This is a genomic window from Pseudofrankia sp. EUN1h, assembly GCF_001854645.1.
Lineage (GTDB): Bacteria > Actinomycetota > Actinomycetes > Frankiales > Frankiaceae > Pseudofrankia > Pseudofrankia saprophytica.
Genome location: NZ_MBLN01000002.1, coordinates 118,713 through 132,894, shown reverse-complemented (window position 1 = coordinate 132,894; position 14,182 = coordinate 118,713). Strand labels below are relative to the sequence as shown.

The following is a 14,182-nucleotide window of genomic DNA, read 5'->3' as shown; positions in this document are numbered from 1 at the left end:
CTGGGGAGGACCCGCGGGCGGACCGGCGGGCGGCGGTCCGAACCGGCGGCCGGGCGCCGCCCTGGGATCAGCGGCGCCTGAGCCCCTGCACCATCTTTGCCACGGTGCAGAAGTACTGGCGGTGGATCTCCAACAGCTGAGCGGCCTCGGCGCGTGTCGCCACCTTGTCGGACCTGGTCTTGCAGCCGGGGCAAACGTAGTGAGCCATGACGGGGATCCTCCTCCGGAAGTTCCGACCCAGGGGATTGGTGTGTTCCCTGGCGAGTCGCCCGCTACGCCACCAGTTTGGGTGGATTTTAGGCAAGCCGATCAGGGTAAGTCTCGGAGTTGCGGTCAGTGCCGAGTCTCCCGCAGCCGGTCCCGCCGTCGACGCGGCCCCGCGCGCGCTTGGTCCGCGTTGAACTCGCGGGGCCGGAGCCACCCTCATGATCACCCAGGTCCCCCCAACCTGGACGGCGACGGTCCCCAGCTATAGCAACCGATGGTTGCACTTCCGCGGAAGCGGCGATAGCCTGACTAGCAACCAATGGTTGCGATAGCCGGGAGACCCCATGGAGTACGCGAGCATCGAGCGCGAGATCCACGTCGACGCCCCGCCCGAGGTGGTGTTCGAAGTGATCAGCCAGCCCGAGCACGTCCGGGACTGGTGGTACGCCGAATCCGACGTCCAGCCGATCCCCGGCGCAACGGGGGAACTGGCGTGGGCCGACGGCGACAACCCCCGAGCCCAGGTCGTCCCCATGACCGTGCTGGTCGCCGAGCCGCCACGGTTGTTCACCTTCCGCTGGACGCATCCGGCGGGAGAAAAGGCGGTCGACGGCAACTCGCTGCTGGTCACCTTCGAACTCGTTCCATCCGGCTCGGGCACGCTGCTCCGGCTCACCGAGACCGGGTTCCGGGAGCAGGGCTGGGAGATCGCGGTCCTGGAGCAGCAGTACAACGACCACGTCGCCGGCTGGGGCACCTACGTTCCCCGCATCGGGGCGTGCGCCGAACGCCTGGTCTCGGCGCGATGACGCTCGCGATCAACGACGACCTGTGGTCGGCGATCGGGGATCCGACCCGCAGGCGTCTGCTCGACCTGCTGTTGACCACCGACGCCGGGACCGCCACCTCGCTCAGCGAGCAGCTGCCGGTGACCCGGCAGGCGGTGGCCAAACACCTCGGCGTCCTCGATCGCGTCGGCCTGGTCCAGGCGACGCCGGCCGGGCGAGAGAAGCGCTACCGCRTCGACGAGGCCCAGCTCGCGCGCGCCGTGGCACAGCTGAACGCCGTCGGCAACGCCTGGGATGCCCGGCTGCGGCGGATCAAGCAGATCGCCGAAGCCATCCAGAAGAACAGTTGAACGCGCCCCGGCCGCGACCGCGGCCGGGCGGAGAACCGGATCGGGAAGAGGAGAGAACAATGGCGGACATTCTGCACCGCGTGGGGGTCGTAGCATCCCGCGAAGCCGTTTTCCGTGCGCTGACGACGCGGGAGGACCTGGCGGGTTGGTGGACCGAGGACACGCACGGGGACGGCGAGGCCGGCGGCGTTCTCAAATTCCGCTTCGGGGCCGCCGGCGGTTTCGACATGAAGGTTCTCGAGACCCAGCCGGCCGAGCGCGTCCTCTGGGAGGTCATCGACGGCCCGGACGAGTGGGTCGGCACCCAGGTCAGCTGGGAACTGCGGACCGCGGGCGAATTCACGATCATCCTGTTCGCTCACCAGGGATGGCGTGAGCCCGTGGAGTTCATGTACCACTGCAGCACCAAGTGGGCGACGTTCCTGATGAGCCTGAAGGCGTTCCTGGAAACGGGAACCGGCGAACCGGCGCCCCGCGACGTGCAGATCAGCGACTGGCACTGACCGAAAGCCGCGTCGCCCTGGTCGTCATCTTCGAACGGGTCACACCGGGAATCAGGAATCCAGTGACCTGGTGACTTGGTGGCGCCGACGAGTCCGCCGATGGCATCCGGTCCATCCCCAGATGGCAGCGCCCCCGCCCGGCCGTCAGAGCCAGGTGGGGGCGCGCATCGGGTCGGGTGTCGGGTCAGCGGGCGGGCTGCAGGGCCCAGCCGCGGTCCTCGTCGAAGATGGGCGAGAGGGCGACCATCGGCGGGAAGACGAGCGCCGGGTGCAGGCCGAGGGTCAGGTCGTTGTCGACGACGCCGATGGTGAACGTGCCGGGCAGCGGGCCCTCGGTGATCCGCCATTCCCGGGGCTCCGGAAGCGGCCGGACCCGCTCGAACACGTCCGGCTCACCGTCGAAACCGACGAACAGCGGGTCGGCGGCGCGGCGGATCGTGTAGGTGCTGTCGCCGTTGCGGCCCTTGCCGGCGTTCCGGATCTCCCAGTCCTGCGGCCCTCGTCTTCGGCATAGCCGTAGTCGAGGGCGACGGAAGAGAGCTTGCGGTTCCGCGCAGTCCCCACGGCCAGCATCGCAGCGGCAACGCCGCGGGCGGTCGCCGGATCTGCGGTGTGGATGGTCGTCACTGCTCGTCGTCCTCTGCCTGGGCGGCAAGGATCAGCGCGATGTTTTCCAGACTGGGCCGCCMTTCGCCATTCAGCGTGGCGGCAAGGTAGGCGACCGCGGCGATACGTATCGCGGACTCTTCGATGATCTTCCCGGTAGCCTCGGCAAGCGCGTCGGGATTGCTCGCGGCCAGGTCGCGCAACAGTCGTAGGGCCGACTGGCCGTCATCCGGACCGCCATTGTCCACGTCGCTGGACGGCTCCGGCAGGCCGGCGGCGAGGATGATCGCCCGGCGGATCTCCGCGGACATCTGCGTCAAGTCATGGGACGCAGCGGCGGTGATCAGCGCGATGCCCTCGACCAGCCGATCGTTTGCCTCGGTCACGATGTCCTCACTGGTGGATACGGGCGCGGAACCTGCCGCGGCGTCACAGGGCTGCCGATGGCGGCGTTCCCATGTCACCACCTCGGCCGAGTAGGGCGGAGCGTCGTGTCAGGCGTCAGGGGCACGGCCAGCACCGTTTCGTGACCCTGAGGTCTGACCGGACGCCCGGGATCCCTCAGGAGGCGAAGCCGACCTCGCCGACCTTGCCCGAATCAACATCATTCCTGTTGGGGTCATCCTTGGGCCATCCACAGCCAGTTTTAGATCTTGGAGACGACTCAGGGGCCCGACCCGAAGATCCACTCTCGCGAGTGAACCAGCAGGTCAGACCCCTGATCAAGGGCGGAGGCTCGGGGATTTGAACCCCGGATGGGTTGTAGACCCAAACCGCATTAGCAGTGCGGCGCCATAGACCGGACTAGGCGAAGCCTCCCAGCGTGCTCGCCAATCATAGCGGCTCGACCGAGGGGTGTGGCGGCCGGCCGGGCGGCGGGTGCCGTCGCGCGAGGCGGATCTGTCAAGCGTCCGAGTCGGGGCGGGAGGTCCGGTCTGGTGGGGTTCGCGGTGGTCCTGGACGTACCTTGCGCGGCATGCGAGTGGTACTGAGCGTTGCCGATCCGGTTCGCGGGGTCAGCACGGACGTCATGGTGGAGGCGGACGAGGAGACACCTGTCCGAGAGGTGGGGCGGGCGCTCGCCGGCCGCCTCCGCGCCGGGGCGGACCGTGCGCCCGTCGTGTTCGTCGACGGGCGCACGGTGGACGGACGGCTCGATCTGCGGGAGTCGCCGCTGGTCGACGGGGTCGTGGTCGGCCTGGGGTCGGCGGCGGGGTGCCCCGCCGTGGGCGAGCCGGTCGGGCTGGTGGAGGCGCGGGTCGTCGGCGGACCGGGTGCCGGCGTGGTGCACCGGCTCGGGCCGGGCCGGTTTCTGATCGGCACCGGGCCGGACTGCGCCGTGCCGCTCGATGACCCGACGGTCGCGGACGTCGCGCTGGAGCTCATCGTCGGGGCGGATGGTTCGTGCGCCGTCGTCCCGGCGGGGGCGGGCGACGGGTTCGACGAGGTGCTCCTCGACGGGGAGCCGTTGCCGGCGGCCGGACGGCTGCTTCCTCTGCCGCTCGTCGCCGAGCGCGACGATGCCGCGCCGTTGCGGCCCGCGCCGATGTTGGCGGTGGGGGCGGTGTTGTTGACCGTGGCGGTCGCCGGGCCGCAGGATCTGGCGACCCGGCCGGCCGAGGACGGCCACCGGCGCGACGTGAACCGGCCGCCCCGGATGTCCCCGCCGCGGCCCGACGTCCGCTTCCGGCTGCCGCCCGCGCCCGCGCGACCCGAACGCCGCCCGATGCCGATCCTCGGGGCGCTGCTGCCGGCGGTGGGCGCGGGCGCGATGGCGTTCGCCCTGCACATCTACTACCTGCTGCTGCTCGCGCTGCTGGCACCGCTGGGCATGGTCGCCTCGCACCTGAGCGGCGGCCGGCTGGCCCGCCGGGCCCATCGCCGCGACCTCGCCGAGCACCGGCGCCGGCTGGCCGAGACGGAACGCGAGATCCACGCGGCGCTGGCGCGCGAGTGCGCCGAGCGGCGCCTGGGCGCACCGGACCCGGCCCAGGTGCTGCTCACCGCGGTCGGGCCGCGGCGACGGCTGTGGGAACGCCGCCGTGGCGATCCGGACTACCTGCGGCTGCGGCTCGGCACCGCCGACCTGCCGAGCGACCTGACGGTCGAGGACCCCGCCGATCAGCGACGGCATGACGGGCGCCAGCTACAGGGGTGGAGCCGGACCGTGCCGGACGTCCCGGTCACCGTGGCGCTCGCGGAGCACGGCGTGCTCGGTGTCGCCGGCCGTGGCGAGCTGCCGCGGGTGGTCGGCTGCTGGCTGCTCGCCCAGGCCGCCGTCCTGCACAGCCCGCTGGACCTGGTCGTCTACCTGCTGACCTGGTCGGACGGCGCGTCGGCCTGGGAGTGGGCTCGCTGGCTGCCGCATGCCCGCCCGTCGGCTGAGACTGACGGCCAGGAGGCCGCCCTCCGGGTCGGCCTGGACGAGGTCAGCAGGGCGCGCCGGATCGGGGAGCTGGCCCAGCTGGTCGCCGCACGGACCGCGGATCGGGGTGGCCGCCCCGGTGCCCCCGGCTCCCACGGCGGCACCCCCGTTGGACTGCGGGGGCCGTCAGGCGCGCTCCCCGGTGAGCCGGACGTGCTCGTGATCCTCGACGGGGCGCGGGCGCTGCGCGGGTTGCCCGGCATGGTGTCGGTGCTGCGCGACGGGCCGGCGGTCGGGGTGTATTCGATCTGCCTGGACCGCGACGTCCGGCTGCTGCCCGCCGAGTGCCAGGCGGTGGCGGAGCAGGTCCCGAGCGGCCTGCGCGTCAGCCAGGCGAGTGGGGTCGTCGTCGACGACGCCCGGCCGGACCTGGTCGCGACCGCGGCGACGCTGGACCCGTCCGGCCAGACGCTCGATGAGTCGGTCGTCACGGGTGGCGCGGCGGCCTGGTGCGAGCGGCTGGCCCGCGGGCTCGCCGCGCTGCGCGACGTCGGCGGCGATCGGGACGAGTCGACGCTGCCCGCGGCGGCGCGGCTGCTCGACGTCCTCGCCCTCGATCCCCCGACGCCGGCCGCGGTCGCCGCCCGCTGGGCGGCAGCGCCCGGCGGGGACACCTCCTTCACGGTCGGGGTGGGGCACGGCGGGCCGTTCACGCTGGACCTGCGGCGGGATGGGCCGCACGGGCTGATCGCCGGCACGACCGGGTCGGGAAAGTCGGAGCTGCTGCAGTCGATCGTCGCGTCGCTCGCCGTGGCGAACCGGCCGGACGCGCTTACGTTCGTGCTCGTCGATTACAAAGGCGGAAGCGCTTTCGCCGACTGCATCGACCTTCCGCACTGCGTGGGACTCGTCACCGACCTGGACAGCCACCTGGTCGCCCGGGCACTCACCTCCCTGAACGCGGAACTTCGCCGACGCGAGCACCTGCTCGCCGCCGCCGGCGCGAAGGACCTCGAGGACTATGACCGCCTGACCGGTCTTTCCCGTCCGAGTGCTTCTGCCCGTCCAGGTATCTCCGGCGCCGCCGGCCGGATCCCCGAGTTGCCGTGGCTGCCCGATCTACCACGGCCACCCGAGCTACCACGGCCACCCGAGCTACCACGGCTACCCGCGCCGCCACGGCTACCGCGGCTGGTGATCGTGATCGACGAGTTCGCCTCGCTGGCGAGGGAGCTGCCGGAGTTCGTCGCCGGTCTGGTGAACCTCGCGCAGCGCGGCCGGTCGCTGGGCATTCACCTGCTGCTCGCCACCCAGCGGCCCGCCGGCGTGGTCTCCCCGGAGATCAGGGCGAACACGAACCTGCGGATCGGCCTGCGGATGACCGACGCCGGCGAAAGCGCCGACGTGCTCGACGCGCCGAACGCCGCCCGGATCGGCCGGTCGACACCGGGACGGGCATTCGCGCGGCTCGGGCACGCGTCGCTGGTGGCGTTCCAGACCGGCCGCGTCGGCGGCCGGCCGACGTCGCCGGGCCCAGCGACGGATGGAGGCGCGGGTGGCGGCGGGGGCGGCGCCGCGGGCGGGGCCGCGCGGGCGCCGTGGGTGGTCGAGCTGCCATGGGCGGCGCTGGGCGGGCCGCTTCCCCGCCGGCCGACGGAGGCGGCGGACGACGGCGCCGCCAGCGACCTGCGGCTGCTCGTCGACGCGGTGCGCGCCGCGGCCGAGCTGACCGGTGTCCCCCGGCAGCCTGGCCCATGGCTGCCGCCGCTGCCGCCGGTGGTCACGTTGGGCGACCTACTCGCCGACGCGGCACGCACACCGGCCGACCCGAGCGCCGCCCGTAGCGCCGTCCGCGGCGCCGCTGGCGGTGAGCACGCGCGGCTGGCACCGGTCCCGGTCGGGCTGTCGGACCTGCCGGACGACCAGGACCAGCGTCCCTACCTGGTCGACCTCGACGGGCACGGTCACCTGCTGGTCGTCGGGTCAGCGCGATCCGGCCGGTCGACCGTGCTGCGGACGTTCGCGGGCGCGCTCGCGGCCACCGTGTCGTCCCGCGACGCTCATCTGTTCGGTCTCGACTGCGGCAACAACGCGCTGCTGGCTCTCACCGCGCTGCCGCACACCGGCGCCGTGGTCAGCGCGGACGCGCCCGAGCGGGTGGAACGGCTGTTCGCCCGGCTGCGCGCGGAGGTCGCCGGCCGGCAGGAGGCGTTCGCCAGCCGTGGCTACGCCGACCTGGGCGAGCAGCGCGCGGCCGAGCCGGCGGCCGCGCTGCCCTATCTGGTGCTGTTGCTCGACAGGTTCGAGGGCTTCCTGACCGCCTTCGAGAACGTCGACGGCGGACGGCTCGTCGACGAGCTGTCGCGACTGTTACGCGAAGGCCCGGCGGTCGGCCTGCGGGTGCTGGTCACCGCCGACCGGCGCGGGCTGACCGGCCGGGTCGCGTCCGCGATCGAGAACCGGCTGGTGCTGCGCCTCGCCGACCGGGGCGACTATCCCCTGGTTGGCCTGGCGAGCTCAGCCGTGCCGGACGGCGTGACGCCGGGACGCGGGTTCCGGCTCGGCGACGCCGTCGAGAACGCCCTGGGAGGCGCCGGCGGAGACCCTGGGCCACCTGGGTCTCGGCCACCTGGTGCGGCCCCGGCGGTCGAGACCCAGGTCGCGCTGCTCGCCCCCGATCCGGCCGGCAGGGCGCAGGTGGCCGCGCTCGCCCGGCTCGGCGGGTGGGCGGCCGCGCGGGATGGCGTGCCGCCCGGCCCGGCGACCGGTCCGCGCACCGACCAGCGCCGGCCGATGCGGATCGACCCCCTGCCGTCCCGGATCACGCTGGCCGAGGCGGCAGCGCTCCCGGGGTCGCCATGGCCGGCGCTGGGACGTGGCGGTGCGCCGGAGACACCGACACCGGCGCGGCGGGGTCTCGCGGAGGCGCCCGGAGGGGCTGGAACGGCGGCACCGTGGGCGGCCACGGCCACGGCACCGGCAACGCCACCGCCACCTCCAGTGCCGCTGCTGGGTCTGGTCGGGGTCGGTGGCGACGAGCTGGGTCCGCTGATCGTGGACCTGGCCGCGGACGGCCCTGGCTTCACGGTCGCCGGGCCCGCGCGCTCCGGGCGCAGCACCGCGTTGGTCACCCTGGCGACGACCCTGCTCGCCGGCGGAACCCGGCTGGTCCTGATCACGCCCCGGCCCTCGCCGCTGCGCGGACTGGCCGGCGCGCCGGGCGTGCTCGGCTCGCTGGGGGCCGACGCCGCCGCCGATGCCGACGAGGTGGCTCGGCTGCTGCCGGCCGCCGGCCGGCGCGACGACGCGCGGGCCGTGGCGGTGATGGTCGACGACGCGGAGCTGCTCGCCGACATGCCGCTGGCCGGCTGGCTCGCCGATTTCCTGCGCCGGGCGCGCGACACCGGGTCCGCGCTGGTCGCAGCCGGGACCACCGAGGATCTACTCGGCCAGTTCCGCGGATTCCTGGTGGACCTGCGCCGCTCCGGATCCGGACTGCTGCTCTGGCCCGGCGGACCGGCGGACGGCGAGTTGTTCGGCCGGCGGCTGTCCCGCGCGGCCGGAGGCGCCMGTCCCCCGGGGCGGGGGCTGTACTTCCGGCGCGGCCTGCCAGCACCCATCCAGGTCCAGGTCCCGGTCGGGGCCGGAGCCGGGGATGCCCAGATCGGGGGGTCTCACCCCCGAATGACGTACCGCCCTCGATCACCTACGCTCGCCCCGCCACCCGCCCTCGACGTCTACCGAGACGCGGGCGCCTGGATCCCCTTTCCCCGCGAACGGTGAAGGAGCCGCCTCATGAGAACGGTGACGACCCCGGCGGCGCAGGCCGCGGCCCGCGGCCTCGGCGACGAGCTGCCCGGCCTTGCCACGATCACGACCGACCTGAGCCGTCACGGCGGCGTGCTGGCCGACCCGAAGAACTGGGAGGGCCCCAAGGCCCAGTCCTTCCGCACGCAGGTGTGGCCGGAGGTGGAGACCACCCTGACGAACCTGCGGACCAACCTCGACGAGCTCGCGAGATCCATAGCGGAGATCAACCGCCGGATCGCCGACGCGGGCGCCTGAAGCTACGCCGGCCAGCCCTCGACGCCGTCCCGCTCGACGTTCGAGGACTCCACGTTCAAGGACTCGACGCCCAAGGAGATACCCATGTCCGCCTCGGATGGGACCGTCCGCGGCACGCCGGAGGCCGTCACCGCGGTCGCCGGGCTCGGTGCCCTCGTCAACGGACCGCTGCTGAGAAAGTTCGACGACCTGCGTCGGCACGCGAACGTGCTCACCGACCCGGACAACTGGGACGGTCGCACGGCCACCGACTTCCGTTCGACCGTCTGGCCGTCCTATGAGCGGGCGCTCACCGACCTGCACGCACAGCTCGGCCGGCTGCGCACCCGGCTTGGCGAGATTCAGGACGACATCCAGAGCGCCGGCTAGCCTCCCCACCAATCGGGTCTTTCGCGCCGGCTGGCCGGGCAGGGGCCCGACAGGTGTTGGCACATCCGGCCGATAGCACCGGGCAGCCACACCAGCCCGCCGGGAAATCCGAGCTTCTCGCGGAAGGTTCTGGGTAGAGGACTGGCTGCCTGGTACCAGGTCGTCGGGCTACAACACCCTTGTCGGCATACACCACGATGACGCACAGTGATCAGACGGCGAACACGGTGATCAGACGGCGGGAAGGAGAGTCGCGAGTGGCCTTCGGGGGCGTGGGCAGGCGAAGGAACGGACGGCATGCCCGGCCGGCGCGGCCGAGCATCCCAGACCGGTGGCCCGACGATGGGACGGCGCCGAGCCATCCGGGCCCGCCGTCGACCGGCGGCGGCGCCGAACCCGTCGCGCGCCAGCCGGCGCCAAGCCGAGGGCCGGGTGGCCGGTCGCTGCTTGCCGCCGGTCTGGTGGCCGCGCTGACCAGGCACGGCATGTCGACGCTGGCGGCCCGGCACCGCGCGGTCGGCGAGTCCCTGCGGCTGGCGGCCGACGTCGAGGCCGCGAATTTCCTCGACCGCGCCACCCGGCTGCTGTCCGCGGAGCTGGCCGCGCAGGGCAGGCCCCTGCCGCCGGTGTTCGCGGCGACGCTCACCGACGCCGCGTTGATCCTGCACCTGGCGCCGGCGCCGCTCGACCCGCCGCCCACGCCGTGGTGGAAGGCCGGCGCGCCCGGCACGTGGCGGATCGCACGTCTACCCGAGGCGCCGGACGGGCTGCCGGCCGCCGCGGTCGCGGCGATCCCGCCCGCGGTCCCGGCACCGTTCCCCGGCCTGGCGACCGTCGGGCATGACGGGAACCGGGCCAGGATTCTCGTCGACATCGAGGGAGCGCCAGGCATCATCGCGATCGGCGGTGATGAGGGACGCGCCCGCGAGATCGCCATGTCGATCGCCGTCGAACTGGCCACCAACCGGTGGTCGGACCAGCTGCGCATCCACCTGGTCGGATTCCCCGACGACCCGCCCGCGGTCGCGCCGGACCGGCTGCGCGCGGCCGCGACCGTCGACGACGCGCTGGCCGAGCTCGCGGCGCACGAGGAGGTGCGAGCCCGCGCGACGGGTTCGCCCTGGGATGGCTCCGACGCGGCGGGCGTGCTGCGAGGCCGGCAGGAGGCCAGGACCCAGGCGCTCTGGACGCCTGACCTGCTGGTGCTGGCCAGTACACCGGACGAGGCCGACGCGGCTGCGCTGGCGCGGTTCGCGCGCGGGCGGGGCCAGGCCGTCGGCGTGATCGTCGTCGGCGAGCTGGCGGCGGCCCGCTGGGTGTTCACCGCCACCCGGGACGGCCGGCTCTCGCTGGGAGTGCTCGGCATCGAGGTCACGGCGCAGCTTCTGCCTGTCGCGCAGCACGCGGTACTCGTCGACCTGTTCCGTTCCGTGGGCGGTGACCCACCGGGTGACCCGTCGGGCGGCCCGCCGGCCGCGACCGACGAGGCCGGGCCGATTCCCCCACCGATCGGGGGCCGGGAGCGCGTCGCCGAAGACGGCGTCGGCCCTACCCGATCGGGCGACCGGACGCCTCCGGCCAGACCGGCCGTCGCTGCCAGGCCCATCGCCCCGGCGAGGCCCATCGCCCCGGCCAGGCTCGCCGCCCCCGCCGAGCCCGTCGCACCTCCCGGGCCCGGCGCACCGGCCAAGCCTGTCGCCCCGACCAGGCCCGCCGCCCCCGCCGCGCCTCCCAGGCCCGTCGCCCCCGGGGGCGGACCGCGGACCGCGGCCGCCACGTTCCTGCCCGCGGAACCGTTCCTGCCGACGGTGCCCGACGAGAGCCCACCCACCCAGCAGGCGCCTGTCGACCCCACCCGACCCGACGCTTCCTCCCCAGACCTGGGAGTTCCCGCCGCGCCACCCGCCGGTCTGGCTCCGCCGACGCGTCCCAGCCCCGCCGCGCCACCGCCCGGCCCGCCGGCGCCGGCGCCGGCGCCGACCGATCCGGGCACGACCGTTGGCCCGACCGATACCGACTCCGAGGCCCGCCCGACGCCGCCCGGCGCACCGGGCACGCTACCCAGCGGGGGCGGCCCCGCCGCTCCCCCGCCGACGGACTTCCCCGGCCGGCCGCCAGCCAGGCGGCCGCTGTCGGTGCTGGTTCCCACGACCCGTCACCGCGCTCCGCCGGACCCGGACGACACGGCCCCACCCGGCCTCGGGCAGCGGCACCGGGTGGCCGGGCTCCCCAACTCCGGCCCGCGGCCCGCCCCGGCGGGCCCGGTGTCGCCGCTCCACCTTCCCTACGCGGCCGCCACGCCACCCGCCGAGTTCGCCGGCCCGGGCGACGCGGAGATCCAGGTGCTCGGCCGGCCCGCCGTCCACGCACCGGGACCGGTGGCACGCGACCAGGTCGAGCCGTTGACGGAGCTAATCGTCTATCTGGCCCTGCATCCGGACGGCGCACACCCGCGGGCGCTCTCGGCCGCGCTCCGGCAGGAGGGCGCCAGGAGCGCGAGCTCGGGCGGGGCCACTCCCGACGACGTCACGGCGGCCTCCCTCGGTCGCGCCAGAGACTGGCTCGGGACCGGCCCATCCGGCCATCCCCGGCTGGTCGCCGGCGCCGACGGGCGGCTACGGCTCGGCCAGGACGTCCACTGCGACTGGTGGGCGTTCGCCGCCCACGCCCATCGGGCGAGCCAGCCACCGAGGGCAGCCTCCAGTGGCACCGCCATCGCGACGGTCGGCAACGAGGCCGACGCGGAGCTCGCGGCGGCACTGGGCCTGGTCACCGGCCCGCTCCTGGCGGACCTCCCGGCCGGCAGGTATGGCTGGCTGCGCTCGACCGGGCTCGAGGCCGGCCTGCGCGCGGCGGTCGTCGACGTCGCCCACCGCCTGGCCGAACGCAGCCTGCAGGCGGGCGACACCGCGACCGCGATGGCCGCGTGCCGGACCGGGCTTCGCGCCGTCCCGGCCGCCGAGTCCCTCTGGCGCGACCTGCTGCGCACGGTCGCCGCCCGCGGCGACCGTCACACCCTCGAGGCCGTCGCCGCCGAGATGTACCGGGCGCTGCCAGCCGCGACGGCGTCCCGGCCCGGAGGCGGCCTGCCGCGTGGGCGCCGTGCCCAGAACCGTCCGACCGAGCCCGAGACGAACGCCCTCGTCAAGGCCCTCCTGCCCGGCTACCGCCACCGCGACCGGCGCTAGCTGAGCTGAGCTAGAAATGGAACCGGACTGGGTCTGGAATGGGAAGAGGTATCCGCGTGAACGTGCACCGGCTGCTCGGCACCGCGGACAGCGTCGCGGCGACCGGGGGGCTGGCCGACCGAACGGCGGTGCGCGTCGCGGGTGAGGCGCTGCGGCGCGAAGAGCTCTGGGCCGCCGCGGCCGCCGTCGCCGACGAGGTCGCCGGAGCGCGGGTCGTGGCGATACCCGGATCGGCGAGCCTGCCGACGGTCGTCGGGATCGTCGGCTGCCTGCTCGCCGGGGTGGCCGTGGTGCCGGTGCCAGCCGACGCGGGCCCGCGGGAACGGGCGCACATCCTCACGGACTCCCAGGCCGAGCTGTGGCTCGGCGAACCGCCCGCCGAGCACGGCGCGGCGGGCGCGGGCGACAGCGGCCCCGGGCTGCCGGTGGTGCCGGTCGACCCCGCCCGCCGGTCCGGCACCGCCTTTCCGGAGCCGGCCCCGGACTCGACCGCGATGGTCCTCTACACATCCGGGACGACCGGAGCACCCAAGGGTGTCGTGACGTCCAGGCGGGCGATCGCCGCCTGCCTGGACGCGCTCACCGACGCCTGGGCGTGGACGCCCGACGACGTGCTCGTCCACGGACTGCCGCTGTTCCACGTGCACGGGCTGGTTCTCGGGATGCTGGGCGCGCTGCGAGTCGGCAGCCCGCTGGTTCACACCCGCCGGCCGCGCCCCGCGGACTACGCCGCGGCCGCGGAGCGGGACGGCGGAAGCCTCTACTTCGGCGTGCCGACGGTCTGGTCACGGGTCTGCGACGACCCGGCGGCCGCGGCGGYGCTCGGCCGGGCCCGACTGCTGGTCTCCGGCAGCGCCCCGCTGCCGGTCCCAGTGGCCCAGCGGCTGCACGAGCTGACCGGGCTCGTGCCCGTCGAGCGCTACGGGATGACCGAAAGCCTGATCACCGTGGCGGTTCGCGCCGACGGCGAGCGCAGGCCCGGCTGGGTCGGCCTGTCGCTGCCCACGGTGACCACCCGGCTCGCGCCGATCCCCGACGCCACCCATGACGCCGACACCACCAACACCATCAACACCACCGACGGCGCCGACGCGCCGCGCGGCCTGGACGGCGGTGGCCGCGTGGCGGACGTGCCGCGCGACGGCGAGTCCGTCGGTGAGCTGCAGGTCCGTGGCTCGACCCTGTTCGACGGCTACCTKGGCCTCGCGGAGGCGACCGCGGCCAGCTGGACGTCCGACGGCTGGTTCCGGACCGGCGACGCGGCAGTCATCGGCCCCGACGGCTGGCACCGGATCGTCGGCCGGACCTCCGTCGACCTCATCAAGAGCGGCGGCTACCGGATCGGCGCTGGCGAGGTCGAGGCGGCGCTGCTCGCCCATCCCGCGATCACCGAGGCCGCAGTCGTCGGCGTCGCGGACGCCGACCTGGGCCAGCGCATCGTCGCCTACGTCGTCGGGGACGGCACCGCGCCGGTCGACCCGGACGCCGTGTCCGCGTTCGTCGCCGAGCAGTTGTCGGTCCACAAGCGCCCCCGCGAGGTCCGCGTCGTCGAAGGCCTCCCGCGCAACGCCATGGGCAAGGTCCAGAAGAAGCTCCTCGCMAGCCCCTGACCACCGCGCCCACCGACCGCCGCCCTCGGCTCGACGCGAGGCGCCGCGGGGCGGGGCGCCGCGGGGCGGGGCGCCGCGGGGCGGGGGCGAGTTGCGTTGAGTTGAGACCACCGCGTGGCCCCAGCCGGCGA

At 74.5% G+C, this 14,182-nt stretch carries 11 protein-coding genes and 1 tRNA gene; 8 read left to right on the top strand and 4 right to left on the bottom strand.

All coding sequences use genetic code 11. The features are described from left to right. Window positions 1-67: 67 nt before the first annotated feature. The gene (locus BCD49_RS43935) at window positions 68-208 is read right to left on the bottom strand and encodes a hypothetical protein (protein WP_007516777.1); all 141 of its coding nucleotides are present in this window, start codon (window positions 206-208) and stop codon (window positions 68-70) included. 343 nt (window positions 209-551) lie between these two features. Here BCD49_RS43935 and BCD49_RS01160 point away from each other — a divergent pair, with 343 nt between their 5' ends. From BCD49_RS01160 to BCD49_RS01150, 3 genes are read left to right on the top strand one after another with little or no spacing between them, the layout of a single operon-like run. Then, window positions 552-1,016 (top strand): SRPBCC domain-containing protein, encoded by a 465-nt coding sequence (locus BCD49_RS01160; protein WP_007516774.1) that lies wholly within the window; start codon window positions 552-554, stop codon window positions 1,014-1,016. Further along, the gene (locus BCD49_RS01155; protein WP_071041020.1) at window positions 1,013-1,345 is read left to right on the top strand and encodes an ArsR/SmtB family transcription factor; all 333 of its coding nucleotides are present in this window, start codon (window positions 1,013-1,015) and stop codon (window positions 1,343-1,345) included. Before BCD49_RS01160 ends, BCD49_RS01155 begins: the two co-directional genes overlap by 4 nt. Window positions 1,346-1,404: 59 nt before the next feature. After that, window positions 1,405-1,848, top strand: a complete 444-nt coding sequence (locus BCD49_RS01150; protein ID WP_007516772.1) for an SRPBCC family protein — start codon at window positions 1,405-1,407, stop codon at window positions 1,846-1,848. A gap of 184 nt (window positions 1,849-2,032) precedes the next feature. Here BCD49_RS01150 and BCD49_RS01145 read toward each other — a convergent pair whose 3' ends face one another. From BCD49_RS01145 to BCD49_RS01135, 3 genes are all read right to left on the bottom strand, one after another. Beyond that, on the bottom strand, window positions 2,033-2,233 hold the full coding sequence (locus tag BCD49_RS01145; RefSeq protein WP_007516770.1) for a hypothetical protein: 201 nt from the start codon (window positions 2,231-2,233) through the stop codon (window positions 2,033-2,035). Between the two features lie 238 nt (window positions 2,234-2,471). After that, window positions 2,472-2,840, bottom strand: a complete 369-nt coding sequence (locus BCD49_RS01140; RefSeq protein ID WP_071041019.1) for a hypothetical protein — start codon at window positions 2,838-2,840, stop codon at window positions 2,472-2,474. Between the two features lie 343 nt (window positions 2,841-3,183). Continuing rightward, a tRNA-Ser gene (locus BCD49_RS01135) sits at window positions 3,184-3,273 on the bottom strand. 157 nt (window positions 3,274-3,430) lie between these two features. On the opposite strand from BCD49_RS01135, the gene BCD49_RS01130 reads away from it, so the two are divergent. From BCD49_RS01130 to BCD49_RS01110, 5 genes are all read left to right on the top strand, one after another. After that, complete coding sequence (locus BCD49_RS01130) at window positions 3,431-8,602, top strand: FtsK/SpoIIIE domain-containing protein (protein ID WP_083401181.1); 5,172 nt, start codon at window positions 3,431-3,433, stop codon at window positions 8,600-8,602. Between the two features lie 12 nt (window positions 8,603-8,614). Beyond that, window positions 8,615-8,884, top strand: coding sequence for a hypothetical protein (locus BCD49_RS01125; protein ID WP_007516764.1), 270 nt, complete (start codon window positions 8,615-8,617; stop codon window positions 8,882-8,884). Window positions 8,885-8,968: 84 nt separating this feature from the next. Beyond that, on the top strand, window positions 8,969-9,253 hold the full coding sequence (locus tag BCD49_RS01120) for a hypothetical protein (protein WP_007516762.1): 285 nt from the start codon (window positions 8,969-8,971) through the stop codon (window positions 9,251-9,253). Window positions 9,254-9,510: 257 nt separating this feature from the next. Then, entirely contained in the window at window positions 9,511-12,441 is a 2,931-nt protein-coding gene (locus BCD49_RS01115) for a bacterial transcriptional activator domain-containing protein (RefSeq protein WP_007516760.1), read from the top strand. Window positions 12,442-12,497: 56 nt separating this feature from the next. After that, a complete protein-coding gene (locus tag BCD49_RS01110; RefSeq protein WP_071041016.1) occupies window positions 12,498-14,051 on the top strand; it encodes an acyl-CoA synthetase in 1,554 nt (517 codons plus the stop codon). Window positions 14,052-14,182: the final 131 nt, after the last annotated feature.

Coding starts and splice junctions, on each gene's coding strand:
- BCD49_RS43935 (WP_007516777.1), bottom strand. CDS start 208: ATGGCTCACTACGTTTGCCCCGGCTGCAAGACCAGGTCCGACAAGGTG.
- BCD49_RS01160 (WP_007516774.1), top strand. CDS start 552: ATGGAGTACGCGAGCATCGAGCGCGAGATCCACGTCGACGCCCCGCCC.
- BCD49_RS01150 (WP_007516772.1), top strand. CDS start 1,405: ATGGCGGACATTCTGCACCGCGTGGGGGTCGTAGCATCCCGCGAAGCC.
- BCD49_RS01125 (WP_007516764.1), top strand. CDS start 8,615: ATGAGAACGGTGACGACCCCGGCGGCGCAGGCCGCGGCCCGCGGCCTC.
- BCD49_RS01120 (WP_007516762.1), top strand. CDS start 8,969: ATGTCCGCCTCGGATGGGACCGTCCGCGGCACGCCGGAGGCCGTCACC.